General features: G+C 73.6%; 22 protein-coding genes. 11 read left to right on the top strand and 11 right to left on the bottom strand.

Annotation, left to right across the window (positions count from 1 at the left end; genetic code table 11):
• The first annotated feature begins 43 nt into the window (after nt 1–43).
• Nucleotides 44–811, top strand: coding sequence for a MerR family transcriptional regulator (locus ACFYZA_RS10310; protein ID WP_388489090.1), 768 nt, complete (start codon nt 44–46; stop codon nt 809–811).
• A complete protein-coding gene (locus tag ACFYZA_RS10305) occupies nt 808–1,449 on the top strand; it encodes a hypothetical protein (protein WP_388489087.1) in 642 nt (213 codons plus the stop codon). Before ACFYZA_RS10310 ends, ACFYZA_RS10305 begins: the two co-directional genes overlap by 4 nt.
• Here the strand turns inward: ACFYZA_RS10305 and ACFYZA_RS10300 are convergent.
• Complete coding sequence (locus ACFYZA_RS10300) at nt 1,436–2,878, bottom strand: RNB domain-containing ribonuclease (RefSeq protein WP_388489085.1); 1,443 nt, start codon at nt 2,876–2,878, stop codon at nt 1,436–1,438. The two genes, ACFYZA_RS10305 and ACFYZA_RS10300, sit on opposite strands and share 14 nt — an antisense overlap.
• Before the next feature lie 385 nt (nt 2,879–3,263).
• Here ACFYZA_RS10300 and yaaA point away from each other — a divergent pair, with 385 nt between their 5' ends.
• Both yaaA and eda read left to right on the top strand, forming a co-directional pair.
• A complete protein-coding gene (gene yaaA, locus ACFYZA_RS10295; protein ID WP_388489082.1) occupies nt 3,264–4,064 on the top strand; it encodes a peroxide stress protein YaaA in 801 nt (266 codons plus the stop codon).
• A gap of 71 nt (nt 4,065–4,135) precedes the next feature.
• A complete protein-coding gene (gene eda / locus ACFYZA_RS10290; protein ID WP_388489079.1) occupies nt 4,136–4,786 on the top strand; it encodes a bifunctional 4-hydroxy-2-oxoglutarate aldolase/2-dehydro-3-deoxy-phosphogluconate aldolase in 651 nt (216 codons plus the stop codon).
• A gap of 151 nt (nt 4,787–4,937) precedes the next feature.
• On the opposite strand, the gene ACFYZA_RS10285 is transcribed toward eda, so the two are convergent.
• The 4 genes from ACFYZA_RS10285 to ACFYZA_RS10270 form a co-directional block, all read right to left on the bottom strand.
• Nucleotides 4,938–6,254: a bifunctional RNase H/acid phosphatase gene (locus ACFYZA_RS10285; protein WP_388489076.1), complete on the bottom strand. Its 1,317-nt coding sequence runs from the start codon at nt 6,252–6,254 to the stop codon at nt 4,938–4,940.
• A 9-nt stretch (nt 6,255–6,263) separates the two neighbouring features.
• On the bottom strand, nt 6,264–7,007 hold the full coding sequence (locus ACFYZA_RS10280; RefSeq protein WP_388489426.1) for a zinc ribbon domain-containing protein: 744 nt from the start codon (nt 7,005–7,007) through the stop codon (nt 6,264–6,266).
• A complete protein-coding gene (locus ACFYZA_RS10275) occupies nt 7,004–7,852 on the bottom strand; it encodes a Nif3-like dinuclear metal center hexameric protein (protein ID WP_382597957.1) in 849 nt (282 codons plus the stop codon). The genes ACFYZA_RS10280 and ACFYZA_RS10275 overlap by 4 nt, the downstream gene beginning before the upstream one ends.
• A gap of 116 nt (nt 7,853–7,968) precedes the next feature.
• Nucleotides 7,969–9,021, bottom strand: coding sequence for an ABC transporter substrate-binding protein (locus ACFYZA_RS10270; protein WP_388489072.1), 1,053 nt, complete (start codon nt 9,019–9,021; stop codon nt 7,969–7,971).
• A gap of 226 nt (nt 9,022–9,247) precedes the next feature.
• On the opposite strand from ACFYZA_RS10270, the gene ACFYZA_RS10265 reads away from it, so the two are divergent.
• Both ACFYZA_RS10265 and ACFYZA_RS10260 read left to right on the top strand, forming a co-directional pair.
• Nucleotides 9,248–10,381: a hypothetical protein gene (locus tag ACFYZA_RS10265; protein WP_388489069.1), complete on the top strand. Its 1,134-nt coding sequence runs from the start codon at nt 9,248–9,250 to the stop codon at nt 10,379–10,381.
• Between the two features lie 55 nt (nt 10,382–10,436).
• A complete protein-coding gene (locus tag ACFYZA_RS10260; RefSeq protein WP_382597963.1) occupies nt 10,437–10,583 on the top strand; it encodes a hypothetical protein in 147 nt (48 codons plus the stop codon).
• A 66-nt stretch (nt 10,584–10,649) separates the two neighbouring features.
• On the opposite strand, the gene ACFYZA_RS10255 is transcribed toward ACFYZA_RS10260, so the two are convergent.
• The 3 genes from ACFYZA_RS10255 to ACFYZA_RS10245 form a co-directional block, all read right to left on the bottom strand.
• Nucleotides 10,650–11,594 (bottom strand): 3-oxoacyl-ACP reductase, encoded by a 945-nt coding sequence (locus ACFYZA_RS10255; RefSeq protein ID WP_388489066.1) that lies wholly within the window; start codon nt 11,592–11,594, stop codon nt 10,650–10,652.
• Between the two features lie 35 nt (nt 11,595–11,629).
• Complete coding sequence (locus tag ACFYZA_RS10250) at nt 11,630–12,706, bottom strand: Zn-dependent alcohol dehydrogenase (RefSeq protein ID WP_382591400.1); 1,077 nt, start codon at nt 12,704–12,706, stop codon at nt 11,630–11,632.
• Between the two features lie 98 nt (nt 12,707–12,804).
• Nucleotides 12,805–13,659 (bottom strand): MaoC/PaaZ C-terminal domain-containing protein, encoded by an 855-nt coding sequence (locus ACFYZA_RS10245; protein ID WP_382591403.1) that lies wholly within the window; start codon nt 13,657–13,659, stop codon nt 12,805–12,807.
• Between the two features lie 314 nt (nt 13,660–13,973).
• Here ACFYZA_RS10245 and ACFYZA_RS10240 point away from each other — a divergent pair, with 314 nt between their 5' ends.
• Genes ACFYZA_RS10240 through ACFYZA_RS10225 form a run of 4 tightly spaced genes read left to right on the top strand, consistent with a single transcriptional unit; the run spans nt 13,974 to nt 17,554 of the window.
• Nucleotides 13,974–14,909, top strand: coding sequence for an ATP-binding cassette domain-containing protein (locus ACFYZA_RS10240; protein WP_388489062.1), 936 nt, complete (start codon nt 13,974–13,976; stop codon nt 14,907–14,909).
• A complete protein-coding gene (locus tag ACFYZA_RS10235; RefSeq protein ID WP_382591410.1) occupies nt 14,906–15,631 on the top strand; it encodes an ABC transporter permease in 726 nt (241 codons plus the stop codon). Before ACFYZA_RS10240 ends, ACFYZA_RS10235 begins: the two co-directional genes overlap by 4 nt.
• Nucleotides 15,632–15,684: 53 nt before the next feature.
• Nucleotides 15,685–16,887, top strand: coding sequence for a histidine kinase (locus ACFYZA_RS10230; RefSeq protein WP_388489059.1), 1,203 nt, complete (start codon nt 15,685–15,687; stop codon nt 16,885–16,887).
• A 34-nt stretch (nt 16,888–16,921) separates the two neighbouring features.
• Complete coding sequence (locus ACFYZA_RS10225) at nt 16,922–17,554, top strand: response regulator (RefSeq protein ID WP_382591686.1); 633 nt, start codon at nt 16,922–16,924, stop codon at nt 17,552–17,554.
• A gap of 16 nt (nt 17,555–17,570) precedes the next feature.
• Here the strand turns inward: ACFYZA_RS10225 and ACFYZA_RS10220 are convergent, their stop codons facing one another.
• From ACFYZA_RS10220 to ACFYZA_RS10210, 3 genes are all read right to left on the bottom strand, one after another.
• Nucleotides 17,571–19,010 carry an MFS transporter gene (locus ACFYZA_RS10220; protein ID WP_388489056.1) on the bottom strand — a complete coding sequence of 480 codons (1,440 nt, stop codon included), beginning with the start codon at nt 19,008–19,010 and terminating at the stop codon, nt 17,571–17,573.
• 344 nt (nt 19,011–19,354) lie between these two features.
• Complete coding sequence (locus ACFYZA_RS10215; RefSeq protein WP_382591689.1) at nt 19,355–20,542, bottom strand: beta-ketoacyl synthase N-terminal-like domain-containing protein; 1,188 nt, start codon at nt 20,540–20,542, stop codon at nt 19,355–19,357.
• Nucleotides 20,543–20,568: 26 nt separating this feature from the next.
• Nucleotides 20,569–22,728 carry an acyl-CoA dehydrogenase gene (locus ACFYZA_RS10210; protein ID WP_388489054.1) on the bottom strand — a complete coding sequence of 720 codons (2,160 nt, stop codon included), beginning with the start codon at nt 22,726–22,728 and terminating at the stop codon, nt 20,569–20,571.
• Between the two features lie 238 nt (nt 22,729–22,966).
• Here ACFYZA_RS10210 and ACFYZA_RS10205 point away from each other — a divergent pair, with 238 nt between their 5' ends.
• Nucleotides 22,967–23,560 (top strand): class I SAM-dependent methyltransferase, encoded by a 594-nt coding sequence (locus ACFYZA_RS10205; protein ID WP_382591692.1) that lies wholly within the window; start codon nt 22,967–22,969, stop codon nt 23,558–23,560.
• The last annotated feature ends 10 nt before the right edge of the window (nt 23,561–23,570 follow it).

Below are 23,570 nucleotides of genomic sequence, written 5' to 3'. Positions count from 1 at the left end.
CACGCTTGACCCTGCCGCAGCGTCAACGTTTCTAATGGAGGGCATGCGGATCTCGGAGATCGCCGCGCTGGTGGGGGTGACCACGCGGGCCGTGCGGCACTACCACCACCTCGGCCTGCTGCCCGAGCCGGCCCGGCTCGCCAACGGCTACCGGCAGTACTCGGTGCGGGACGCCGTCGCGCTCGCCCGCATCCGGCGGCTGACCGAGCTGGGCCTCGGCCTCGACGAGGTGCGGGACGTCATCGCCGACGACGCGGGCCATGAACTGGCCGATGTGCTGGCCGAGTTGGACGCCGACCTCGCGCGCCAGGAGGCGGAGATCCGCGCCCGGCGCACCCGCCTGGCCACGCTGCTCGACCGGGCCCGAGCCGGACGCCTGACCTCCGACGACGAGCTCTCCCCCGAACTGGCCGACTTCTTCGCCGAGTTGGGCCCCGAGCACGACGACTCCCCCATGGCCGCCAAGGACCGCGAGCTGCTCGCCCTCCTGGAGACCGCCGCGGCCCCCGAGGACCGGGACCGGCTGCTGGCCGCGGTGCGCGCGGCGGCCTCGGCGCCCGGGGCCGCCGAGCGGGCGCGGCGGGTGTACGCGCTGCTCGACGAGCTGGCCGACGCCGACCCGTCGGACCCCCGGGTGGAGGAGGCGGCCCGGGCGCTCGCCGAATGCCTGCCGCCCGAACTCGTGAAAGAGCCCGCCGCCGCCGACCAGGGCTTCCTCAAGGCCTTCCTCGCCGACTTCGCGCCCGCCCAGGCCGAGGCGGTCCGGCGGGCGATGCGCGGGACGGCGACGACGGAGGGAGAACCCCGATGACGGGGACGACACCCGGAGTGTTGCGGCGGCTGGTCGCGCACGAGGGACGGGTGCTGCACAGCTTCGGCCTGTGGATCGGTCGCCGGCGCCACCAAGTGGGGCCGCGCGACCGGGCGTTCGGGTACGCGAGCCCGCAGGCGGCGACGGTGTACGGGCTTGCGTTCGTCTGCGTCGTCGAGACGGTGGGGGTGTCCTTCCTGGTACGGCAGTGGCCGGCGGTGCACGCGGTGCTGCTCGTCCTGGACCTCTACACGGTGGTCCTGGTGCTCGGCATGCAGGCCGCGGCCGTGACCCGGCCGCATGTCCTGACCCCGGACGCCCTGCGGCTGCGCGCGGGCGCCCGGGTCGACCTGGTCGTCCCGCTCACCCATATAGACCGTATCCGCAGGGAGTTGAGGTTCCAGGGTGCGGGTGGCGAGGTGCCGGACGGCCTCCTGGAGCTCACCGTCGGCTCCCAGACCTCCCTCACCGTGGAGCTGAGCGAGCCCGTCACGCATGTGGAACTCCTGGGCCGACAAAGGAAGTTGACGTCCGTGCGCTTCCACGCGGACGAGTCGGGGGAGCTGGCGAAGGCGCTGACCGCGGCCGTCGCCCGGGCTCGGCCGCCGCACGGGGACGACGCGTTCACGCCGGGGTGAAGAGGACCTTCGCGGTACCGGGGTCGGCCTGGGTGAGGCGGACGCGCAGGCGCTCGCCGAGCGGGAGGCTGCCGCCGCCCTCGATGCGGGCGATGACGGCGGGGTCGGTCAAGTGGACGGTGCCGACGGTCGGTTGCTGGTCCTTCACATCGACGACCGTCGCGTCAAACAGCTCGCCCACCCGGTCCTTGAGCAGCGCGGCCTCCACGATGTCCACGCACTCGCGCTCCGCGGTGTTGGCCCGGCTCGTGCCCCGCGCCATCTCCTTGGGCAGCTCGTCGAGCGCGGCCGCGACCCAGTCCGGCGGGTCCTGCCCGGCGACCGCGGCCAGGCACAGCTCACCGGCGTACCGGTCCACCAGGCGGCGCAGCGGGGCGGTGCAGTGCGTGTACGGGGCGGCCACCGCGGCGTGCACGGCGAGCTCGGGCGCGCCGCCGCCGGTGAACACGGTGTACCCGGCGCCGCGCAGCAGCGAGGTGCACTCCTGGAGGAACGCGGCGTGGTTGGGCTCGCGCGGGTCGAGGGAGCGGACGACCGCCGCGTAAGGGACGTGGTGGGGCCAGTCGATGCCCAGCGCCCGCGCCGAACGGCGCAGCCGGGCGACCGCGCCGTCCGGGGCGCTGGGCAGGGTGCGCAGGATCCCGGTCCCGTACGCCAGCATCAGCTGGGCGCCGGCGATGCCGGTGAGCAGGGAGATCTGGGCGTTCCAGCCGTCGGCGGGCAGCGGGACGCGATAGGTGAGGCCGTAGCGGTGGTCGCGCTCGACGATCTCCTGCTCGGGGACGTTGAGCGAGATGCCGCCGCGGGCGACCTCCTGCTGTTCGCGCAGGGTGCCGATGTCGCGCAGGAGCGCGAGGGACTCGGGCGCGGTGCCGGTGTCGATCTGCTTCTGGACGCCCTCGTAGTCGAGTTTGGCGCGGCTGCGCACCAGCGCGCGGCGCACGTCGGTGCTGGTGGTCGCGCCGTCCGCGTCCAGGTCGATCCGCCACAGCAGCGCGGGCCGGTCCCCGCCGGGCAGCAGGCTCGCGGCGCCCTCGGAGAGCAGGGTGGGGTGCAGCGGGGTCTTCTCGTCCGGGAAGTAGAGCGTGGTCACCCGGCGGTGCGCCTCGGCGTCCAGGGCGCCGCCCGGCGTGACGAACGCGGCGACGTCGGCGATCGCGTAGTACACCCGGTACCCGCCGCCCGCCCTGCGCTCCAGACACATGGCCTGGTCGAGGTCGGTCGAGGTGGGCGGGTCGATGGTGAACAGCTCGATGCCGGTCGCGTCGTGGGCCGGAAGCCGTGGCGCGGCGGCGGCCCGCCGCGCCTCGGCGAGGACGTCGGCCGGAAAGTCCGCGGCCACGTCGAGCGAGGCGCGCAGCGCGCTGAACGCGCCGCAGAGGGGAGCGTCGGCGGCGGCGCCCTGGACGCGGAGGTGACGGCTGGGCATGTGTCCGAGCGTAGGGCTGGGCGGCGAGTGCGGCACGTCGTGCCCTCCGGCGGAGCTCAAGGAGCGGGCGGGGAAGCAAAATCAGCCCCTCCGGCGCTTGAGGAGCGGGGTCCGGGGCGGGGAAGCAAAACCAGCCCCTCCGGCGTTTGAGGAGCGGGGTCCGGGGCGGAGCCCCGTGCGACCCCGGGTACGCGCCCGGTGCGGGGGAAGCAAAACCAGCCCCTCCGGCGTTTGAGGAGCGGGGTCCGGGGCGGAGCCCCGTGCGACCCCGGGTACGCGCCCGGTGCGGGCAGGCTCGGGCCTGGTCCAGCACAGCGCAGCGCCCCCGTACCCTGGCGCGAGGGGCCGCACCCCCTCCCCCGTACGTACATGAAGGAGAATCGCCGTGCTGGTGCTGTTGCCGCCCTCGGAAGGCAAGGCCGCTTCGGGGCGCGGGGTGCCCCTGAAGGCGGAGTCGCTGTCCCTGCCGGGGCTCGCCGAGGCCCGTGCGGCCGTCCTGGACGAGCTCGTCGAGCTGTGCGCCGGGGACGAGGAGAAGGCCCGCGAGGTGCTCGGGCTCAGCGAGGGCCTGCGTGGCGAGGTCGCCAAGAACGTCGAGCTGCGCACCGCGGGCACCCGCCCGGCCGGGGAGATCTACACCGGTGTCCTGTACGACGCCCTCGACCTCTCCTCCCTGGACGCCGCCGCCAAGCGCCGGGCCGCGAAGTCGCTGCTCGTCTTCTCGGGGCTCTGGGGCGCGGTGCACACCGGCGACCGGATCCCCTCCTACCGCTGCTCGATGGGCGTGAAGCTGCCGGGCCTCGGCGCGCTCGGGGCGTACTGGCGCGGCGTGATGGACCCGGTCCTGACGGAGGCCGCGGGCACCGGGCTCGTCCTGGACCTGCGCTCCTCCGCGTACGCCGCCGCCTGGAAGCCGAAGGGCGCCGTCGCGGGCCGTACGGCCACGGTGCGGGTGCTGCACTCCCAGCTCGTCGACGGCGTCGAGAAGCGCTCGGTCGTCAGCCACTTCAACAAGGCGACCAAGGGCCGGATCGTCCGCGACCTGCTCACCGCCGGCGCCGACCCCGCCGGCCCGGCCGAACTCGTCGAGACCCTGCGCGGCCTCGGATACGTCGTCGAGGCCGAGGCCCCCGCCAAGCCGGGCCGCGCCTGGTCCCTGGACGTGGTCGTGACGCAAATCCACTAGTCCACCCGACGCCCGTTGCAACATGCGCAACGGGCGTTGCACGCATCGCAGGGCACCGGCAGGATGGGCGCATGACGTCCCCCGCCGTGCCCTCCGCCGCCCCCGTCTCCGTCCTGGATCTCGCGCCCGTCGTCCCCGTCGTGGTGATCGACGACGCCGCCGACGCCGTACCGCTCGCACGGGCGCTGGTGGCGGGCGGGCTCCCGGCGATCGAGGTGACCCTGCGCACCCCGGCGGCCCTGGACGCGATCCGGGCCATCGCCGCCGAGGTGCCGGACGCGGTGGTCGGGGCGGGCACGGTGATATCGCCCGGCGGGGTCGCGGACGCGGCGGCCGCCGGGGCCCGCTTCCTGGTGAGCCCCGGCTGGACGCCAGGACTGCTGGACGCGATGAAGGGCTCGGGGCTGCCGTTCCTGCCCGGCGTCTCGACGACGTCCGAGGTCGTGGCGCTGCTGGAACAGGGCGTGCGCGAGATGAAGTTCTTCCCGGCGGAGGCGGCCGGCGGCACGGCGTACCTGAAGTCCCTCGCGGGCCCCCTCCCCCAGGCCCGCTTCTGCCCCACCGGCGGCATCTCCCTCACCTCGGCCCCCACATACCTGGCCCTGCCCAACGTGGCCTGCGTGGGCGGCACATGGATGCTCCCCCCGGACGCCCTGGCGACGGCCGACTGGCCCCGCGTGGAAACCCTGGCCCGCGAGGCAGCAGCACTCCAGCGCTCTTGAGGGGAGCGCGCCTGCGACACCCCGCGGCTCCACCGAGCATGCGCGATCAGCCACCGCAGCCACGAGCCCGAAAGCGGGTGAAGGGGCGCGGGGAACTGCGCGAGCAACCACACACGACCCGCACCCGAAGGCGCCCCACCCCCGCCAAGCCCTACCGCAGGTGCCCCGTATCGTTCAGCCCCCGCACCGACGCATTGCCATCCGCGTAGTACGCGACCGCCGAGATCGAGGCCGCCGAGAGTTCCATGCGGAACAGGGACTCCGGGGGTGCCCCCAGGGCCAGCCTGACCAGCGTCTTGATCGGGGTCACATGGGTCACCGCGAGGACCGTGCGCCGGGGGTACGCGGCGATCAGCCGGTCACGGGCGGCCGAGACCCGCCGGGCCACCGTCGCGAAGCTCTCGCCGCCGCCCGTGGGGGCGGCCTTGGCGGAGCCGAGCCAGGCGTCGAGGTCGTCCGGGTAACGCTCGCGGACCTCGGCGAAGGTGAGCCCCTCCCACGCCCCGAAGTCCGTTTCGCGCAGGCCCTCTTCGATGTGGACGTCGAGCCCGAGGCGGGCCGCGACCGCCGCCGCGGTCTCGCGGCAGCGCCGCAGCGGCGAGGAGACGATCGCCTCGATCGTGCCGCGCTCGGCGAAGGCCGCGGCGGCCCGCTCGGCCTGGCCGCGCCCGACGGCCGAGAGCTCGGGGTCGGTGCCGCCACTGCCGGAGAACCGCTTCGAGGGCGTGAGCGCCGTCTCGCCGTGCCGCAGCAGGACGAACGTGGCGGGCGCCCCCAGATCGGCGGACGTCCCCCAGCCGACGGTCGGCGCCGCCTCAACGGGCTTGCCCGGCAGGGCAGTTGAGCCAGACACCCCGGCGGCGACAGGAACCCCCGCCGAAGCCACCGCGCCCGGGAGCGCGCTCGCACCCGCACCGGAACCCGCGCCCGCGAGCGCCGCCCGCGCCCGCGCCGCACCGGCCGCCGCGTCCCCGACCACCCGGGCCGCGCTCGCGTCGGCGGCGGACGCGAAGTCGGCAGTGGAGCGCGACGGCGACCACCGCTCACCCCGCTTGCCCGCGTCCATCGCCTCGTTGGCGAGCCGGTCGGCGTGCTTGTTCCGCTCGCGCGGGATCCACTCGTACGACACCTGCGAGGGCGGCAGCACCCGCGCCGCCTCGGCGGCGAGCGGCCGCATGTCGGGGTGCTTGATCTTCCAGCGGCCCGACATCTGCTCGACGACCAGCTTGGAGTCCATGCGGACCCGCACGTTCGCCGCCGGGTCGAGTTCCCGCGCGGCGCGCAGGCCCGCGATCAGACCCTTGTACTCGGCGACGTTGTTCGTGGCGACGCCGATGAACTCGGCGGCCTCCGCGAGCGTCTCGCCGGTCGCCGGGTCGAGGACGACCGCGCCGTACCCGGCGGGACCCGGGTTGCCCCGGGAGCCGCCGTCGGCCTCGACGACGAACTGCCGGCCCGCAACAGGCACGGAAGGCACTTACAGACCCGATTCCGAGGTGCGCACCAGGATGCGGCGGCAGTTCTCGCAGCGGAGCACCGCGTCCGGAGCGGCCGCCTTGACCTCGTTGACCTCGGTGATGTTGAGCTCCAGACGGCAGCCCTCGCAGCGGTGCTGGTAGAGGCGGGCGGCGCCGACGCCACCCTGCTGCTCGCGGAGCTTGTCGTACAGCTTGAGGAGGTCGGCCGGGACGGAACCGGCGACGATCTCGCGCTCCTTGGTCACGGAGGCGGCCTCGGAGTCGAGCTCGGCGAGCGCGGCGTCGCGGCGGGCGGTCGCGTCGTCGGCCTTGGCCTGGACGGAGGAGACCCGCTCGGTGAGCTCGGCGTTGCGCTCCTGGGCGGCCTCGCGGCGCTCCATCACTTCGAGGACGACGTCCTCCAGGTCGCCCTGGCGCTTGGCGAGCGAGGCGATCTCGCGCTGGAGGCTCTCCAGGTCCTTGGGCGAGGAGACGGCACCGGAGTCGAGGCGCTGCTGGTCGCGGGTGGCGCGCTGGCGCACCTGGTCCACGTCCTGCTCGGCCTTGGTCTGCTCGCGGGCGGTGTCGCTCTCCTCGGTCTGCGAGGCGACGAGCAGGTCACGCAGCTGCGTGAGGTCCTTGGTCAGCGATTCGATCTCGGCGTGCTCGGGCAGCGACTTCCGCTTGTGGGCGAGCTGCGACAGGCGTACGTCCAGCGCCTGTACGTCGAGGAGGCGGATCTGGTCGGCGGGCGCGGCGTTCAGTTGGGGGCTCCATCAATAGAAGGGGAGGTGTGGTGGGCGGACCACGGATCCGTGACCGTCTTCGAGACGTGGACCCGCAGGTCCCAGCCGTGACGGTCGGAAATCTCGTCGAGCTGGGCGGCGGCCTGCTCGCACCAGGGCCACTCGGTGGCCCAGTGCGCGGCGTCGACCAGGCCGAGCGGTCCGTGCTGTACGACCTCGGACACCGGATGGTGGCGCAGGTCGGCGGTGAGGAAGGCGTCGGCTCCCGAGGCGCGTACGGCGTCGAAGAGGCTGTCGCCGGAGCCGCCGCTGACCGCGACCGTACGCACCGGCGCCTCCGGGTCGCCGGCCACGCGGATGCCCTGCGCGGTGGCGGGCAGCGCGGCGGCGGCCCGGGCGGCGAACTCCCGGAGCGTGGTCGGGTGGTCCAGCTCGCAGACGCGGCCGAGGCCCCGGCGGCCCGAGGGGTCGCTGGGGTCGGGCACGAGGGGCCGTACGACGCGCAGGTCGAGGGCGCCGGCGAGGGCGTCGCTCACGCCCGGGTCCGCGGTGTCGGCGTTGGTGTGCGCGACGTGCAGGGCGATGTCGTGCTTGATCAGGGTGTGCACCACGCGGCCCTTGAAGTGGCCGGCGGCGACCGTGGTGGTGCCGCGCAGATAGAGCGGGTGGTGGGTGACGATGAGGTCGGCGCCCAGTTTCAGCGCCTCGTCGGCGATCTCCTGGACGGGGTCGACCGCGAACAGGACCCGGCGCACCTCGGCGTCGGGGTCGCCGCAGACGGTGCCGACGGCGTCCCACCCCTCGGCCCGCTCGGGCGGCCAGAGGGCGTCGAGCGCGGCGATGACTTCAGACAGACGGGGCACGGAGACAGGTTACCCGCGCTCCGCACCCCACCGGTCGGCCGCCGGGGTGCGAGGGGCCGGGGCCGTGGCCCGGGCCCGCCGGACACCCCCTCGGCCGCACTCGGCGAGGGACGCGGCTACTTCTTGACGAGGAAGCCGCGCAGGTCGTCCAGGACGGAGTCGGCGGCGGTGACGCCGAGCCCGAGGTACCAGGTCTCGTCCTTGACGTCCTTGGCGTGCCCGGCCTTGACGGCCTTCAGGTTCTTCCACAGCGGGTTCGACTCGGCGCTGTCCCGCTTGGACTTCTTCGGGTCGCCGTAGACGCCGGTGAAGATCCAGTCGGCGTCGGCCTGGTCGATGGTCTCCGGGCCGACCTCGGTGGCGAGATCGACGGCCTGCTGGTTCTTGGGGCGCGGGATGCCGGCGTCGTCGAGGATCGTGCCGATGAAGGAGGCCTTCGCGTACAGGCGGACCTTGCCCGGCATGTAGCGGAGCATCGTGACGGTCGGCTTGTCCGGGCCGAGGTCGGCGCCGAGCCGCTCGGCCTTGGTCTCGTACGCGGCGAGCTTGGCCTTCGCGTCCGCGGCCTTGTCCAGGGCGGCGGCGTTCAGGAGGTAGTTCTGCTTCCAGGGGAAGCCGGGGCGGATCGAGAAGACCGTCGGCGCGATCTTGGAGAGTTCCTTGTACTTGTCGGCCGCGCGCAGCTGGCTGCCGAGGATGAGGTCGGGCTTGAGCGCGGCGATGGCCTCCAGGTTGAGGCTGTTGATCGTGCCGACGTTCTTCGGGTCGCCCGCGCCCTTCCTCAGGTAGCTGGGGATGCCCTCGTCGCCCTCGGTCGGCGCGTAGCCGACGGGCTGGACGCCCAGCGAGACGACGTTGTCGAACTCGCCGACGTCGAGGACGACGACGCGCTTGGGCCGCGCCTCGATCCGGGTGCTGCCCATGGCGTGGTCGATCGTGCGCGGGAACGTGCCGGGCGCCGCGTCGGTGCCCATCTTGGCCGTCTTGTCGGCTGCGGCGGCGAAGTCCTTGCCGCCCTGCGCGACCGACTTCTTGCCGCCCGGGTCCGCCTTGCCGGACGCCGACGCGGACGCCTTGTCCCCGCCGTCGCCGCTTCCGCAGGCCGCGAGCGAGAGGCCGGCGGCCACGGCGAGGGCTACGGCGGCGGTGCCGCGGCGGCGTAGGGACATCTCAGGCTCCTGTACGACGGGGGATCGGGCACCACCTGGGCGACCGCAAGGATCCGGCCAATGTGGCTTAGGTTCGCCTAACCTTACATAAATCGTTCCTGCACATCCGCCGCCCCCCACACAGGCGAATCGTCCGGCCGCCACCCTTTGGTGTGAAGCGAGTGGTCTCGTGTTGTCCGTCCGGAAGTGCGAAAACTAGCTTCGGTGGCCGGAGGTGAGCCATCAGATGACGGCTTTGGCCATCGAGACCGCTGCCGAGGGCGGCGCGGTCGGAAGTACGGGATTCGCGATCACCGCCAACGGCGCGTACGCCGCGCGGCTGGTGCGCGACGAGGGCGGCACCGCGGCCTGGTTCCCCGAGCGCTGGACGCTCGACGGCCCCGAGCCGTACGCGGTGCCGCTCCCCGGCAACCAGCCGGAGGAGCCCGACGCCGGGGTGCTGCCCATGGCGGACGGCCGGGTGCTCATCCACCGCAGGGTCGCCGACCGGCACTCCTTCGCCCTGCTCTACCCGACCGGACCGGCCACCGGCGAGCTGCCGCTCGGCGCGGTCGACGCCGGGGCGGACGAGCTGACGCTGCTCCCGCCGTCCCCGGACGGCAGCTGCGCCTACGCCCTCGCGGTGGGCCCCGACTCCACCGCGCTGTGGCTGGTGGCGGGCGGGGCGTTCGGCCCCGAGCTGGTGGCCCGGCTCAAGGGGCGCTGCTCGGGCGGGGTGTGGCTGGACCGCACCGGCCGGATGCTGGCCCTCGACCGTGAGCTGGACGGCCGCACCAAGGCGGTCGCCGTCGACCTGGAGCGCGCCGGCGAGGTCACCGAGCTGCTCCAGATCACCGAGGACAGCGACGACCGGCTGCTGCTCGCGGACGCCGACAGCGGGCTGCTCCTGATCCGCTCGGACGCCCCGGGCCACGACCGGCTCGGCTGGGGCGTGCTCGGCTCCGCGCTCCCGGTGCGCTTTCCGGAGTGCCTGCGCCTGGCGGACGCGGCGGTGACGCCGTTCGCCATACAGCCCGGCCAGGTCCTGATGCCGGAGTCGTGCGCGGTGGCGCTGCGCATCGACGGGGCGGGCGGCAGCTGGCTCGGCATCTGGCGCCCGGCGGGCCGCCATCTGCATCAACTGGCCGCGCCGCACGGGTGGTTGGCGGGGTCCGGACTGTGGACGCCGCAGGGGGTGCTGAGGCTTCCGTACGTCACGGAGGCGAGCCCTTGCGCGGTGCTGGACGTGCCCGCGCCGCCGGACCCGGCCCGGGCTCCGGCCGCGCCGCCGCCCGAGCCGGCGCGGCCCGCCGCGGCCAAGCCCGTACCGCTCGGGCAGGCGCCTTTGACCGGCCGTCGACAGCCGTCGGGCGATCGTTAGAATCGGCGCGCTGTACGACGCACAAGCAAAGACGACTACGGGGTGACCACAGCTCATGTCCAACCAGACCGACACCCGTCCGCAGGAGACGGGGTCCGACAGCGCGGGTAAGCACCGGGGCGGGGCGGCCTCCACCGAGGACTCGGCGACGCCGGCCCACGGGCGCCACCGGCGCGAGGAGAACGCGGGCCGGAACGCCTGAACCGCCGTACAGGAGAAGGCCCCCGGGGTGGTGCACCCCGGGGGCCTTCTCCTTCCCCTCCGCCGGTCAGCCCCGCTTGAGCCCGAGCACCTCCGCCGCGGCGAAGGTCTCGTTCGCGGGCCTGTCCGCGTAGTAGGGGGAGATCAGCTCGTCCAGCTCCTGGTACGAGAAGACCTCCTTCGCGGTGTCGAACTTGGCGGCCACCCGGGGCCGTTCGACGATCGCCACCATCCCGCCGTGCACCACCAGGAGCTGCCCGTTGACCTTGGCCGCGGCGGGCGAGGCCAGATAGCCCACCAGCGGCGAGACGTGCTCGGGCGCCAGCGGGTCGAGTTGGCCCTCCCCCGGCTCCTGGAAGCCCTGGAACACGTCCTCGGTCATACGGGTACGGGCGCGCGGGCAGATCGCGTTGGCCGTGACCCCGTACTTGCCGAGCGCGAGCGCGGTCGAGGTGGTGAGGCCTACGATGCCGCCCTTGGCCGCCGCGTAGTTGGGCTGGCCGGCCGACCCGGCGAGGAAGGCCTCCGATGAGGTGTTGACGATCCGGCCGTAGACCGGGCCGCCCGCCGCCTTGGAGCGCTCGCGCCAGTGGGCGGCCGCGAAGTGGGTGGTGTTGAAGTGCCCCTTGAGGTGCACATGGATCACCGAGTCCCACTCGGACTCGCTCATCGAGAAGATCATCCGGTCCCGCAGGATGCCCGCGTTGTTGACCAGGATGTCGAGTCTGCCGTACGCGTCGATCGCCAACTGGACCAGTTCACGGGCCTGTTGGTGGTCGGCCACGTCCCCGGTGTGGGCGGTCGCCCGCCCGCCCGCTGCCCGGATCTCGGCGGCGACCTCCTCGGCGGGGCCCTTCGACGCCTGGCCCGAGCCGTCGCGGCCCGGCTGCCCGAAGTCGTTGACGACGACGGCCGCGCCGAGCCGGGCGAGTTCGAGCGCCTCGGCCCGGCCGAGCCCGCGGCCGGCCCCGGTCACGATCGCGGACAGGCCTTCAAGTGGCAGTGCTGCCATGCCGGTTGGATCCTCTCGCAGTCGGGTGGATCGGGTCAGATCGTGATGCAGGTGCGCAGGGCCTCGCCGCTGCGCATCTGGTCGAGCGCGTCGTTGATCCCGGCGAGCTGCACCCGGTGGGTGATGAGGCCCTCCAGGTCGATGCGGCCCGCCCGCCACAGCGCGATGGCCCGCTCGTAGGAGCGCAGTACGTCGCCGCCGCCGTACATGGAGGGCAGGATGCGCTTCTCGTCGAAGAACAGCTCGAACATGTTGACCTGGAAGAAGTCGTCCATGGCGCCCGCGCCGACCACGCACAGGGTGCCGCCGCGCCGGGTGTTCTCGTACGCGGTGCGCGCGGTCGCGGAGCGGCCGACCACCTCGAAGACGTAGTCGAAGCCCTCGCCCGCGGTGATCCGCTGCTTGGCGTCGGCGAACTCCTCGGGCGAGACCGCCTCGGTGGCTCCGAACCTGAGCGCCGCCTCGCGCCGGGACGCGACCGGGTCGACGGCGACGATCTGGGCGGCGCCCTGCACCCGGGCGCCCTGGACGGTGGAGATGCCGACGCCGCCGCAGCCGATGACGGCGACCGACGAACCCGCCTCCACCTTCGCGGTGTTGATGGCCGCGCCGAGCCCGGTGGTCACCCCGCAGCCGATCAGGGCCGCGATCTCGTACGGCACGTCGTCGGGGATCGGGACCGCGCAGCCGGCCGCCACGACGACCTCCTCGGCGAAGGTCCCGGTGCCGGCGAAGCCGAACACGTCGCCGCCGGAGCGGCGGAAGTTGGGGGTGCCGGCGTTCATGAACCCGGCCAGGCAGAGCTGGGTCTGGCCGCGCTTGCAGGACGGACACGCCCCGCACGCGGGCAGCCAGCACATCAGGACCCGGTCGCCCTGTTCGAGGCCGGTCACGCCGTCGCCGACGTCGATGACCTCGCCCGCGCCCTCGTGTCCCGGCACGAACGGCGCGGGCTGGGGCAGCACCCCGCTCATCGCCGAGAGGTCGGAGTGGCACAGACCGGTGGCGCGGACCCGGAGCTTGACCTTCCCGGGGCCGAAGCCGGTCGCCTCCATGTCGTCGACCACGTCGAGCTTGTCCTGGCCTATCTCGTGCAGTACGGCTGCGCGCATGGTGCGGCTCCCCTCGATCCCCTCAAGTACCGGGACAAGTCGTGATTCAGTCGTGGTTCAAGCGCCGAACAAGAAAGCCAAGTGCCGGGAGATAAGGCTCAGTTGTGCTCCACGATCGTGTCGGACAGGACCGGCGCGTCGTCCCGCTCGACGGCCGCCACCGACACCTGGACGCGGCCGGGGCCCGACCACATCCGGATCCGCAGGGTCTCGCCCGGGAAGACGACCCCGGTGAAGCGGGTCGCGTACGAGCGGACGCGGGTGACATCGCCGTCGAGGAGCGTGTCCACGACGGCCTTCAGGGTCATCCCGTAGGTGCAGAGCCCGTGCAGGATCGGCCGGTCGAAGCCGGCCAGCTTGGCGAATTCGGGGTCGGCGTGCAGCGGGTTCCAGTCCCCCGACAGGCGGTAGAGCAGCGCCTGTTCCTCGCGGACCGGGCGCTCGACGACCTGGTCCGGGGCCCGGTCGGGCTGCTCGACGCGGGCCGAAGGACCCCGGTCGCCGCCGAAGCCGCCCTCGCCGCGTACGAAGATCTGCGCGTCGCTGGTCCACAGCGGCCCGTCCGCGTCGGCGGCCTCGGTGCGCAGCACGAGGATGGCGGCCTTGCCCTTGTCGTAGACGGCGGCGACCCTGGAGGTCGAGGTGGCCCGGCCGCCCGCCGGGACGGGCCGGTGCACGGTGATGGCCTGGCCGCCGTGCAGCACCGCGGCGAGGTCCACGTCGATGCCCGGCGCGGAGAGCCCGCCGACCACGCCCATGCCGGCGCCCGCGACGGTCGCGAAGGAGGGCAGCACGTGCAGCCGGGACTCCAGGGTGTAGCGCAGCTCGTCCGGGTCGGTGGCGGGCGTGCCGGCGCCCAGACCCAGGTGGTAGAGCTGTACGTCCTTGTGGTCCCAGGTGATCTCGGTGGACCGGGGCTCGGCGGCGATCGCCTTCGCGGCATCAATGGGCATGTGGATGCTGCTCCTTGAGCGTTGTGCGGGCACGGGGGAAAGACCTCGGTGCGGCCGTCCGCACCGTCGGCCGCACCGAGGTCGTACTGGACCGGACCGAGGACCCGTCCGTCGTTCTAGAACGCGTTCTAGGCCGATGGCCCCTAGGTATAGCGCACGCCCCGGCAGTTGTGAAGGCTACTGACGTTGCGTCAGATCTCCTGAAGGAGGCCGCTCCCCGCCACTTTCGGCGGGGGTGCCCAGGACATTTGTCCTGCCCAGGTCCGTACAACCGCATCTGGGGCGGGGCCCGCGCGCTCCGTAGCGTTTCGGACATGACGCAGATGACGACACGGAGCGCCACCGCGGTCCGCTTCAGCGGGGTGGTCAAGTCCTACGGGGCCGTACGGGCGGTGAACGGGGCCGAACTGACCGTCGGGCGCGGCGAGACCGTGGCGCTGCTCGGCCGCAACGGGGCCGGCAAGTCCACCACCATCGGCCTGCTGCTCGGCCTGAACGAGCCCGACGCGGGCGAGGTGCGGGTCTTCGGGCGGACCCCGGAGCGCGCGGTACGGGAAGGCCTCATCGGGGCGATGCTCCAGGACGGGCAGCCGGTCCCCCGGGTGACCGTGCGGGAGCTGGTCTTCTTCATCGCCAGCATGTATCCGAAGCCGATGCCGGTGGCCGAGGCGCTCGGCCTCGCCGGGCTCACCGAGTTCGGCGACCGCCGGGTCGACAAGCTCTCCGGCGGCCAGATCCAGCGGGTGCGGTTCGCGATGGCGCTGGCCGGCAACCCCGAACTGCTGCTGCTCGACGAGCCGACGGCCGCGCTCGACGTGGAGGCGCGCCGCGCGTTCTGGGAGTCGATGCGCACCTACGCGGGCCGGGGCAACACGGTGATGTTCTCCACCCACTACCTCGAAGAGGCCGACGACAACGCGGACCGCATCGTCGTCATCGACCGGGGGCGCATCGTCGCCGACGGGCCGGGCGAGTCCATCAAGCGGGCGGCCGGCGGCAGCCTGGTCTCCTTCGACCTCGCCGGGACGGCGACCGAGGGGCTCTCGCTGCTGCCCGGTGTCGTCGGTGTGGAGGTCCACGGCGACCGGGCGCGGCTGCGCACCGACGACTCGGACGCCACCGTCGTCGCGCTCGCCGCGATGGGCGCCGTCCGCCGCCTGGAAGTGGCCCCCGCCAGCCTGGAGGACGCCTTCCTCTCCCTCACCTCTCACGAGGCCCTCACCGCACGCGAAAGCGAGACCGTCCGATGATCGAGTACATCAAGCTGGAGATGCGGCGCACGCTCCGTGACGCCTCCTTCGTCACCTTCGGCATCGGGATGCCGGTCCTGATGTATCTGCTCTTCACCAACATCGGCGGCGGGCAGAGCGGCGACGCCGAGTGGAAGGTGTCCTCGATGGTCGGCATGGCCGCCTACGGCGCGCTGGGTTCGGCGCTCGGCACCGGCACCGGGGTCGCCTCCGACAAGGCGATCGGCTGGCTGCGCCAGATGCGGATCGCCCCGCTGGCGCCGACCCGGGTGGTGACCGGGCGCGCGATCAGCGGCTCGGTGACCGTACTGCCCGGCATCCTCGCGGTGCTGCTCTCCGGGGCGCTGATCAACGGCGTGCGCCTGGACGCCTGGCAGTGGGTCGTCCTCACGCTGCTGCTGTGGATCGGGGCGCTGCCCTTCACGATGCTGGGCCTGGGCAACGGCTACCGGCTCTCGGCGCAGGCCACCGGTGTGGTCAACGTGGCCTGCCTGATGGGGCTCGCGATCCTGGGCGGCCTGTGGTTCCCGGTCTCCGCCTTCCCCGGCTGGCTGCGGAAGATCGCCGAATACACTCCCACCCACCGCTTCGCCGACCTCGGCTGGGCCACCTCGCAGGGCCACGCCCCGGGCCCGGCCACCATCGCGCTGATGGGAGCCTGGCTGGTGGCCTTCGGCGGCTATGCCGTGGTCTCCTACCGTCGGTCCGCGCGGACCGCGTGAGCGCCGGGCCGGGACCGGGCGCGCGCATGAGCCTTCAGTACGGGGAGAACCAGATGCCATCACTGCTGCCGAAGCTGCCCTCGCGGGGCGAGGAGGCCACCGATCTCCCCGGCCCGCCCGCGAACGGCTACACCTTTCTGCCGTGGCTGCTCATGGGCACGGGGGCCGCCGTCGAGGTGGCCAAGGGCAAGGTGTCCCACCCCCTGCTCGGCGGCCTCGGCATCGTCGCCTTCGCCGTCCTGTACGCCCTGGTCGCCTTCCGCGCCCTGGACAAGCACCGGCGCCCGGAGCGCACGACCCTGGTGCTCCTCGGCGCGCTCACCGCCGTCACCTACGCCCTCGGACTGGGCTACGGCGGGGTCTGGCTGCTGTTCTTCCCGCTGCTCTCGCTGACCTGCGGAGCGGCCCTGCGGGACCGGCGCCTCGGTTACGTGATCATCATCCTCGCGGGTTCGGTGGGCGTGATCTCGGGGATCAAGACGGGCGACCCCTGGGCCAACATGACCATCGCCTACGGGACGTTCCTGTCCGGCATGGTCATCGCAGCCCTGCTCTCGCTGTCCGAGACGGTCCGCGAACTGCGCGACACCCGGCAGGAGTTGGCCCGTACGGCGGTCGAGAAGGAGCGCCTGCGCTTCTCCCGCGACCTGCACGACCTGCTCGGCCACACGCTGTCCGTGATCGTGGTGAAGTCGGAGGCGGCCCGCCGGATCGCGCCGCGCGACCTGGACGCGGCGCTCGGCCAGGTCGCCGACATCGAGTCGGTCGGCCGCCAGGCCCTGACCGAGATCCGCGAGGCGGTGACCGGCTACCGCGAGGGCAGCCTCGCCACCGAACTCGACCGGGCCCGCTCGGCCCTGAGCGCCGCCGAAGTCGACCCGGTGGTACGCCAGTCGGGGCCGCCGCTGCCCGCGCAGACCGAGGCGCTGCTCGGCTGGGTGGTCCGCGAGGCGGTCACCAACGTCGTGCGCCACAGCGCCGCGAGCCGCTGCGAGATCGTGGTCGACGGCACCGCGGAACGGGTCACCCTGACCGTCACGGACAACGGCAGGGGCGCGCCCGCCGCGCCCGCCCCCACCCCCCGGACCGGTGGCAACGGCCTCAAGGGCCTGACCGAACGCCTCGCCGCGGCGGGCGGCTCCCTGAGCGCGGGCCCCGCACCCCGCGCCGGCTTCCAGGTGAGCGCCGAACTCCCGGTGGACCCCGAGGACACGGCCCTCGACGCCGAACTCACCACCGCCCCCGGCGGCCACTGACCCCGGGGCCGCATACCCTTTGCCCGTGGACGAGATGCCCCAGGATCACCGACCTGCCAAATCCGTACGAGTGCTGCTCGCCGAGGACCAGGGCATGATGCGCGGCGCGCTCGCGCTGCTGCTCGGCCTCGAGGAGGACATGGAGGTCGTCGCGCAGGTGTCGGCGGGCGACAGGATCGTCCCCGAGGCGCTCGTCTCGCGGCCGGACGTGGCCCTGCTCGACATCGAACTGCCGGGCCGCAGCGGCCTCGACGCGGCGGCGGACCTGCGCACGGAGGTCCCGGACTGCCGGGTCCTGATCCTCACCACCTTCGGCCGGCCCGGCTATCTGCGCCGCGCGATGGAGGCGGGGGCCGCCGGATTCCTGGTCAAGGACGGGCCGGTGGAGGACCTCGCGGAGGCGATCCGCCGGGTGCTGCGCGGCGAGACGGTCATCGACCCGGCGCTCGCGGCGGCCGCCCTCAGCGCGGGACCGAGCCCCCTGACCGCCCGCGAACGCGATGTCCTGAACGCGTCCGTGGACGGCGCGACCGTCTCCGACATCGCGGGCAGGCTGCACCTGTCGGAGTCGACGGTCCGCAACTACCTCTCGTCCGCGATCGGCAAGACGGGCACCCGCAACCGCATGGAGGCGGTGCGCTCGGCCCGTCAGCAGGGCTGGCTGTAGGGCCGGCCGCAGCAGGTCAGGCGCGCCGGGCGGGGCCCGTCGCCCGGGGCAGCCACACCAGCGCGAGCGGCACGCTGGCGAGCAGGACGAACCCGCCGATGCGGAAGGCCAGCGCGTATCCGGCGGTGAGGTTCTCGGCGCTCTGCACCGCACCGGTGCGGGAGGCCGCGACCGTGGACAGCACGGCGAGGCCCAGCGCCCCGCCCATCGTGCGGGACGTGTTGATCAGGCCCGACACGAGCCCCGCCTCGCCCGCCGCGGCCCCCGAAGTGGCCAGCGCGGCAAGGGGAGTCGTGGCGAGTCCCGCGCCGGTCATCATGAGGATGCCGGGCACCAGGACCGCCATCCAGTACGGGTCGTCCGCCCGCATCGTGGACTGCCAGCCGAACCCGGCGGCGGTCACGAGCACGCCGAGCACGGCCAGGTTCCGCGCCCCGGTCCTCGGCATGAGGCGCGGCGCCAGCTTCGAGCCGATGACGACGCTGAGCGAGCTGGGGATGAGCGCGAGGCCGGCGCCCAGCGGGGTGTAGCCGAGCACGTTCTGCGCGTACAGGGTCATGAAGAACCAGGTGCTGAACATCGCGGAGCCGCACACGAACATCACGGCGTTCGCGGCGGAGACGGCCCGCAGCCGGAACAGCCGCAGTGGCATGAGCGGCGCGGCGGTGCGCGCCTCCACGACGAGGAACAGGAGCAGCAGCACGATCCCGCCGACGAGCGGGACCAGCGTCCCGGCCGCGCCCCAGCCACCCTGCTCCGTCCGCACGATGCCGTACGCGAGGGTCGCGAGCCCCGCCGTGACGAGGACGGCGCCGGGCAGGTCGAGGCGGTGGCGCAGGCCGGCCCGGGACTCGGTGATCCAGAGCGCCGCGCCGACCAGGACGAGCGCGCCCACGGGCACGTTGATCAGCAGCACCCAGCGCCACGACAGGACGTCGGTGAGCACCCCGCCCACGAGCCCGCCCGCGGCCCCGCCGCCCGCGCCGACCGCGGCCCAGGTGCCGATCGCCCGGGTGCGGGCGGCGCCCTCCGGGACGGCGGCGGTCAGGATGGTGAGGGTGGCCGGGGCGAGGACCGCCGCCCCGAGCCCCTGCGCGGCGCGGGCGAGCAGCAGCTGCCAGCCCTCCTGGGCGAGGCCGCCGCCGAGGCTGGCCGCGGTGAACAGACCGAGCCCCACGAGGAACATCCGCTTGCGTCCGTAGAGGTCGCCGGCGCGGCCGCCGAGCAGCATGAACCCGGCGAAGGCGATGGCGTACGCGTTGACCACCCACTGCAGTCCGCCCGCGCTCATGCCGAGGCCGGTGCGCATGGAGGGCAGGGCCACGTTGACGACGGAGACGTCGAGCACGACGAGGAACTGGCCCGCGCAGGCCGCGAGTACGACGGGCCAGGTGCGGGGGTTTCGGGTGGGGGTGGATATATGGGTGTCTGCGGACGCGTGAGCCATGCGGGTCATGGTCGCATGGGGTGGGCGCCCGTTACAGCCCCTTCCGGCTGAGGGGCCCAGGGGCTGCGCCCCTGACCCCGGTTGAGCCCCCACCCCGCCCCTTCCCTGAACCCTCCGGGGGATGAAAGGACCCTGGGGGCTCCGCCCCCAGACCCCCGTACGCGCCTGAACGGCGCTCGTCCTCAAACTCCCCCAAGGCCTCAAGGGCCAGGGGGGACCCCCATGACAGGCTGAAGATGCCGCTGCACCCTGTGCTGTCAGGGGCGCGGGGAACTGCGCGACCAGCCATCCACGGTCCGCACCCGGTGCACTCTCCCCCGGAGGGTCTCGGGAAGGGGCGGGGTGGGGAAGACTCAGCGGCGCAGCACGGTGACGACAGCCGCGCCGCCCAACCCGATGTTGTGCGCGAGCCCCACCCGCGCTCCCGGTACCTGGCGCGCCCCCGCGACCCCCCGCAGCTGCCACACCAGCTCCGCCGCCTGCGCGAGCCCCGTCGCGCCCAGCGGATGCCCCTTCGAGATCAGCCCCCCGGAGGGGTTGACCACCCACCGGCCGCCGTAGGTCGTCGCGCCGGATTCGATCAGCTTCCCCGACTCCCCTACCCCGCACATCCCCAACGCCTCGTACGTGAGCAGCTCGTTGATCGAGAAGCAGTCGTGCAGCTCGATCACATCGACGTCCTCGATGCCCAGGCCCGCCCGCTCGAACGCCAGGCGGCCGGCCGACCGGGACATCGGCGCCCCCACCGCGTCGATGCAGCTGCCCGACGCGAAGGACTCCTCCGTGTCCGTCGTCATCGCCTGGCCGGCGATCTCGACCGCGCGGTCGGCAAGCCCGTGCCGCTCCACGAACCGCTCCGAGACGACGACCGCCGCCGCCGCCCCGTCCGAGGTCGGCGAGCACTGGAGCTTGGTCAGCGGCCGGTGGATGGTCCTCGCCGCGAGGACCTCCTCCACCGAAAAGGCCTCCTGGAACTGGGCGTTGGGGTTGTTCACCGAGTGCCGGTGGTTCTTGGCGCCGACCGCGGCGAGCTGGGCCGCGGTCGTCCCGTACCGCTCCATGTGCTCGCGCGCCGCGTTGCCGAAGATCTGCGCGGTGGGCGGCGTCATCTCGAAGCCGTGGCCGGCGGCCATGATCCCGTAGTGGCGGGCGACCGGGGACGTCGCGAAGTCGCCGCCGTCGGAGCCCCCGCCGAGCGCGCCCCGCTTCATCTTCTCGAAGCCCAGCGCGAGCACGCAGTCGCTGACCCCGCCCTCCACGAACTGCCGGGCCAGCATCAGCGCGCTGGCCCCGGTCGCGCAGTTGTTGTTGACGTTGTAGACGGGTACGCCCGTCAACCCCAGCTCGTAGACGGCCCGTTGACCGGCGGTCGACGCCTGGAAGCAGTAGCCGACGGGGACCTGCTCGACCTCCCCGTACGAGACACCCGCGTCCGCGAGCGCCGCGCCGCCCGCCTCCTTCGCCATGTCCCAGTACTGCCAGTCCCGGGATTCCGGCTTCTCGAACTTCGTCATGCCGACACCGACGACGTAACTCTTCATCGCACTCTTCACGACAACGGGACCCTTCAGTCTCGGGGCAGGCCGAGGATGCGCTCGGCCACGACATTGAGCTGGACCTGGGTGGTGCCGCCCGCGATGGTCAGGCAGCGCGACATGAGGAAGCCGTGCACGGCCCGCTCGCCCGCGCCCTCGGCCACCGCGCCCTCGGGGCCCAGGAGTTCGAGGGTGAGCTCGGCGACCCTCTGCTGGTGCGGGGTCTGGACGAGCTTGCGGACGCTAGCCCCCGCGCCCGGTTCCAGGCCGGACACCTGACGCATGGTGGTGCGCAGACCGAGGCAGGCCAGCGCGTGCGCCTCGGCGGCGAGCGCGCCGATCCGCGCCCGGTACGCCCCGTCGAGCTGATCGGCGCGGGCGATCAGCGCTTCGAGGCCGGTGTCGAAGGCCACCTGGTCGGCCATGTGGACGCGTTCGTTGCCCAGGGTGGTGCGGGCGACCCGCCAGCCGCCGTTCACCTCGCCGACCACGGCGTCGGCGGGCAGCAGCGCCCCGTCGAAGTACACCTCGTTGAAGAGGGAGTCGCCGGTGATCTCCTTCAGCGGGCGGATGTCGATGCCCTCGGTCCGCTTCATGTCGACGAGGAAGTAGGTGAGCCCCTGGTGCTTGGGGGCCGCCGGGTCGGTGCGGGCCAGCAGGATGCCGTAGTCCGCCCACTGCGCGGCGCTCGTCCACACCTTCTGCCCGGTGACGCGCCAGCCCTCCTCGGTGCGCTCGGCCCGGGTGCGCAGCGAGGCGAGGTCGGAGCCCGCGCCGGGTTCCGAGAACAGCTGGCACCACAGCAGCTCGCCGCGCAGGGTGGGCGCGAGGAAGCGGTCCTGCTGGGGCCCGCTGCCGTGGGCGAGGAGCGAGGGCACCACCCAGGTGGCTATCCCCAGGCCGGCCACCTTGACCCCGGCCCGCCTCAACTCGTCCTGGATGACGAGCTGTTGGACCGGTCCCGCGCCCAGGCCGAAAGGAGCCGGCAGGTGCGGGGCCGCGTAACCGGTCGGGGCGAGGGACCGGCGGGCCGCGCCCGGGTCCAGGCCCCGGGCGGTGTCGATCACCGCGCGGGCGGGGGCCCGGAAGGTCTCGGCCTCGGGCGGCAGCTCCATCCGCAGCTCGCGCCGGGCGCCGTCACCGGCGAGGCGTACCGCCCGCAGCCGGTGGGTGTCGCCGGCGCCCAGGAGCTGGCGGGCGACGACGGCCCGGCGCAGATACAGGTGGGCGTCGTGTTCCCAGGTGAAGCCGATGCCGCCGAGGATCTGGATGCAGTCCTTGGCGCCGGAGCAGGCCGCGTCCACGGCGGTGGCGGCGGCGAGGGACGCGGCCAGGCCCCGCACCTCGGCGGGCTCGCCCATGGCCCGGGCCGCGTCCCAGACCAGCGCGCGGGCCTGCTCCAGGCGTACGAGCATGTCCGCGCACAGGTGCTTGACCGCCTGGAACCGGCCGATGGGCCGGCCGAACTGCTCGCGCACCTTGGCGTGTTCGGTCGCGATCTCCAGGGTGCGGGCCGCCGTGCCGCAGGACTCGGCGGCGAAGAGGACGGCTGCGAGATCGCGGACCAGGGTCGGTTCCAGGTCCAGGACCCGGTCCACGGGGACCAGGACGCCCTCGGCCCGCACCTCGGCGGTGGGCCGGGTCGGGTCGGTGCCGTGGTGGGTGCGGACGCGCAGCGCCCCGGCGTCCACCGCGAGCCACAGCGTGCGGTGGTGCGCCTCGGCCGCGAGGATCACCAACTCGGCCTGCCCGGCGCCCAGTACGGGCGGCGCGGTGCCGTCGAGGAGCCAGCCGCCCGCGCCCTCGACGGCGTGGAGCGTGCCCGCGCCGAGCGCCACGGCCGCCGCCTGGCGCCCCTCGGCGATGTCCGCGACGAGGGCGTCCTGCCGCCCGTCGCGGCGCAGCAGCTCGGCCGCGAGCACCGAGGGCAGATAGGGGCCCGGCAGCAGTCCGCGCCCCGCCTCCTCCAGGACGACGGCGAGCTCCACGAGGCCGCCCCCGCCGAACGCCTCGCCGAGGTGGATGCCGAGTAGCCCCTGTTCGGCGAGGCCGTCCCAGAACTGCGGGCGGGCCTGTGCGGCCCCGGGCGCGTCCAGGAGCCCGCGCACCTTCTCGACCGGCACGGCCCGTGCGAGCCAGCCGCGCGCCGCCTCGGCCAGTTCCCGCTGTTCCTGCGTGATCGCGATGCCCATGGACGCCCTCACCCGTCGCCGGTCCGGAAGAACGGCGCAAGACTAGAACACGTTTCAATCTGACGGAAGGTCAGATGACCGTGAGCTTGCGGGACCGGCCCACCACCCCGCCCACCTGGGGCGCCCCCGACGGCGTACGGCACCATGGACCGCCCACACACCTACGACCCAAAGGAGCAGGGCCGTGGCCACTCCCAAGCCCCAGATCCTGGCCGCCTTCGAGGCGGCCAAGGGCTTCATGCCGGTACGCGAAGGGCTCGCCCTGTACGAGGCGGCCGCCGCGGCCGGGGCGCTCGGGCTGCCGCTCCTGGAGGTCGGCACGTACTGCGGGCGCTCCACGGTCCTGCTCGCCGAGGCCGCCCGCGAGAGCGGCACCGTCGCGGTCACCGTCGACCACCACCGCGGCAGCGAGGAGCAGCAGCCGGGCTGGGACTTCCACGACCCGACGGTGGTCGACCCGGAGGTGGGCCGGATGGACACGCTGCCCACCTTCCGGCGGACCCTGCACGCGGCGGGCCTGGAGGACCACGTGATCGCGGTGGTCGGGCACTCCCCGCAGGTGGCGCGGGTGTGGGGCGGCCGGCTCGGCTTCGTCTTCATCGACGGCGGGCACACCGACGAGCACGCGAACGCCGACTACGAGGGCTGGGCGCCCAAGCTCGCCGAGGGCGGCACGCTCGTCATCCACGACGTCTTCCCGGACCCGCTGGACGAGTTCACCGGCCAGGCCCCGTACCGCGTGTATCTGCGGGCCCTGGAGTCCGGCGCGTTCACCGAGGTCTCGGCGACCGACTCCCTGCGCGTCCTGCGCCGCACGTCCGCCGCGCTGTGACACGTCGCGG

The sequence above is a fragment of the Streptomyces sp. NPDC001828 genome (assembly GCF_042892175.1).
In the GTDB taxonomy this organism is placed as follows: domain Bacteria; phylum Actinomycetota; class Actinomycetes; order Streptomycetales; family Streptomycetaceae; genus Streptomyces.
This window is presented reverse-complemented; position numbering and strand designations above follow the sequence as displayed.

What these genes read in the sequence shown, in the direction of transcription:
- ACFYZA_RS10310 (WP_388489090.1), top strand. Translation starts at nt 44, where the DNA reads ATGCGGATCTCGGAGATCGCCGCGCTGGTGGGGGTGACCACGCGGGCC.
- ACFYZA_RS10305 (WP_388489087.1), top strand. Translation starts at nt 808, where the DNA reads ATGACGGGGACGACACCCGGAGTGTTGCGGCGGCTGGTCGCGCACGAG.
- ACFYZA_RS10300 (WP_388489085.1), bottom strand. Translation starts at nt 2,878, where the DNA reads ATGCCCAGCCGTCACCTCCGCGTCCAGGGCGCCGCCGCCGACGCTCCC.
- eda (WP_388489079.1), top strand. Translation starts at nt 4,136, where the DNA reads ATGACGTCCCCCGCCGTGCCCTCCGCCGCCCCCGTCTCCGTCCTGGAT.
- ACFYZA_RS10270 (WP_388489072.1), bottom strand. Translation starts at nt 9,021, where the DNA reads ATGTCCCTACGCCGCCGCGGCACCGCCGCCGTAGCCCTCGCCGTGGCC.
- ACFYZA_RS10265 (WP_388489069.1), top strand. Translation starts at nt 9,248, where the DNA reads ATGACGGCTTTGGCCATCGAGACCGCTGCCGAGGGCGGCGCGGTCGGA.
- ACFYZA_RS10260 (WP_382597963.1), top strand. Translation starts at nt 10,437, where the DNA reads ATGTCCAACCAGACCGACACCCGTCCGCAGGAGACGGGGTCCGACAGC.
- ACFYZA_RS10255 (WP_388489066.1), bottom strand. Translation starts at nt 11,594, where the DNA reads ATGGCAGCACTGCCACTTGAAGGCCTGTCCGCGATCGTGACCGGGGCC.
- ACFYZA_RS10250 (WP_382591400.1), bottom strand. Translation starts at nt 12,706, where the DNA reads ATGCGCGCAGCCGTACTGCACGAGATAGGCCAGGACAAGCTCGACGTG.
- ACFYZA_RS10245 (WP_382591403.1), bottom strand. Translation starts at nt 13,659, where the DNA reads ATGCCCATTGATGCCGCGAAGGCGATCGCCGCCGAGCCCCGGTCCACC.
- ACFYZA_RS10240 (WP_388489062.1), top strand. Translation starts at nt 13,974, where the DNA reads ATGACGCAGATGACGACACGGAGCGCCACCGCGGTCCGCTTCAGCGGG.
- ACFYZA_RS10235 (WP_382591410.1), top strand. Translation starts at nt 14,906, where the DNA reads ATGATCGAGTACATCAAGCTGGAGATGCGGCGCACGCTCCGTGACGCC.
- ACFYZA_RS10230 (WP_388489059.1), top strand. Translation starts at nt 15,685, where the DNA reads ATGCCATCACTGCTGCCGAAGCTGCCCTCGCGGGGCGAGGAGGCCACC.
- ACFYZA_RS10225 (WP_382591686.1), top strand. Translation starts at nt 16,922, where the DNA reads ATGCCCCAGGATCACCGACCTGCCAAATCCGTACGAGTGCTGCTCGCC.
- ACFYZA_RS10220 (WP_388489056.1), bottom strand. Translation starts at nt 19,010, where the DNA reads ATGACCCGCATGGCTCACGCGTCCGCAGACACCCATATATCCACCCCC.
- ACFYZA_RS10215 (WP_382591689.1), bottom strand. Translation starts at nt 20,542, where the DNA reads ATGAAGAGTTACGTCGTCGGTGTCGGCATGACGAAGTTCGAGAAGCCG.
- ACFYZA_RS10210 (WP_388489054.1), bottom strand. Translation starts at nt 22,728, where the DNA reads ATGGGCATCGCGATCACGCAGGAACAGCGGGAACTGGCCGAGGCGGCG.
- ACFYZA_RS10205 (WP_382591692.1), top strand. Translation starts at nt 22,967, where the DNA reads ATGCCGGTACGCGAAGGGCTCGCCCTGTACGAGGCGGCCGCCGCGGCC.